Origin of the sequence: Vibrio makurazakiensis (assembly GCF_050337375.1) — a bacterium.
Lineage (GTDB): Bacteria > Pseudomonadota > Gammaproteobacteria > Enterobacterales > Vibrionaceae > Vibrio > Vibrio makurazakiensis.
The window spans coordinates 1-1,403 of sequence record NZ_JAKJSW010000432.1; the positions used below are offsets into that span (position 1 = coordinate 1).

Sequence of the window (1,403 nt, forward strand, 5' to 3'; positions counted from 1 at the left end):
CATCTTAAATGTCGAAATTCATCAACACTTCAAATTTTGGAGCGATACATCGGGTTCGAACCGATGACCTCAACCTTGGCAAGGTTGCGCTCTACCAACTGAGCTAGTATCGCATTTCATTATTCACCTCCCATAAATGGGAAAGATAATGGAGGCGCCTCCCGGAGTCGAACCGAGGTCCACGGATTTGCAATCCGCTGCATAGCCACTCTGCCAAGGCGCCTTTTCTTTCAACACGTTAGGTTGCCTCGTTGTGTTCGGGTGCCTACTTTACGGATTGAGCGAAGATAGTCAAACAAAATAACGCAAATATATTTCGTTTGCTGACATTTGAATCAAATCGATGTTTGTTCGATCTTTTTTGACAGTTTATGTACAACCAACTCAGCATTATCAATAGTTTTAATTATCTAAATTTATAGCTTCAGATATCAAATGCCCCTCTAAAAGAGGAGCATTCACATTCAATAACGATTACTCAATGATTAAATAAGGCTAAAACTGATAATGTTCTTGTGGACTGCTACCACTTCTTCATCAGCCGTCCGACTAAGCTAGGATGGTACGCCCAACAATGATCAAACATGCTCATAAGCTGCGGGTTCCCATATTTTGAGACACTAACGGCATGAAAACGGTTTTTGTTCTCTTTTAGTTTTTCTACTTGAGCGAGTAACTCATCCGATTGTTTAGGAGCAATAAAATCAGAAAGCACGACTAAGTCTGCATTCCTATATTTATCTCCCATCATCAAATCAATCGACTTAATCAGTACAGGTTCTAGATCTGTACCACCATGAAAGCTATAACTCAGAAAGTCGCTCACCTCGCGTAAACCATCTTGACGTGTTAGCTCATAGGTAATTTGCTCTGTAGAAAAGAGGATTACGTAGCACTCTCGCTGTTCTGCCAGCGCTATTTGCATTAGAGCATACGCCATAGCTTTCGCGCATTGCTCWGGAAAACCACTCATAGAGCCAGATGCATCAACGCAGACAATGAAAGGGCCTTTTTCGATCTCTGCCTTCTTGTGGTCAGGTTTATGCGCTCTTACTTTACGCAAAGTTCTCGCCTTACCCTTCGTTCTATAATTCATTAAGCGTTTGTCTGCTAAATGTTTATAAAAGATAACTTCAAGCTCTGGGTATGCCAAAAACATGGTTTCATTGGGGAGAAGCTTATTTAGGTCATCACTTTCATGAATTCCGACAATATCATCGGTCGCTTCATCACTTTCTTCTTCCACCATCTGTAGCTCTTCAGCTGGCGCTTTGTTTAATGAAGGGTCATCAACATTGCCAGCCATACGCCCCAGTTTTTCAGCAATTTCTTGCAGACCTTTATTCTTTAATAAAAACTCTGCGTGGTTCTTCATTACGGTGACATCTGTTTTACTGAGTTTG

General features: G+C 41.4%; 1 protein-coding gene and 2 tRNA genes. All 3 read right to left on the minus strand.

Annotation, left to right across the window (positions count from 1 at the left end):
* Positions 1-37: 37 nt before the first annotated feature.
* Positions 38-113 (minus strand) — tRNA-Gly (locus L4C33_RS22215).
* 36 nt (positions 114-149) lie between these two features.
* Positions 150-223, minus strand: a tRNA-Cys gene (locus tag L4C33_RS22220).
* 300 nt (positions 224-523) lie between these two features.
* The coding region (locus tag L4C33_RS22225) for a VWA domain-containing protein (protein ID WP_428814549.1) at positions 524-1,403 on the minus strand (880 nt) is incomplete at its 5' end.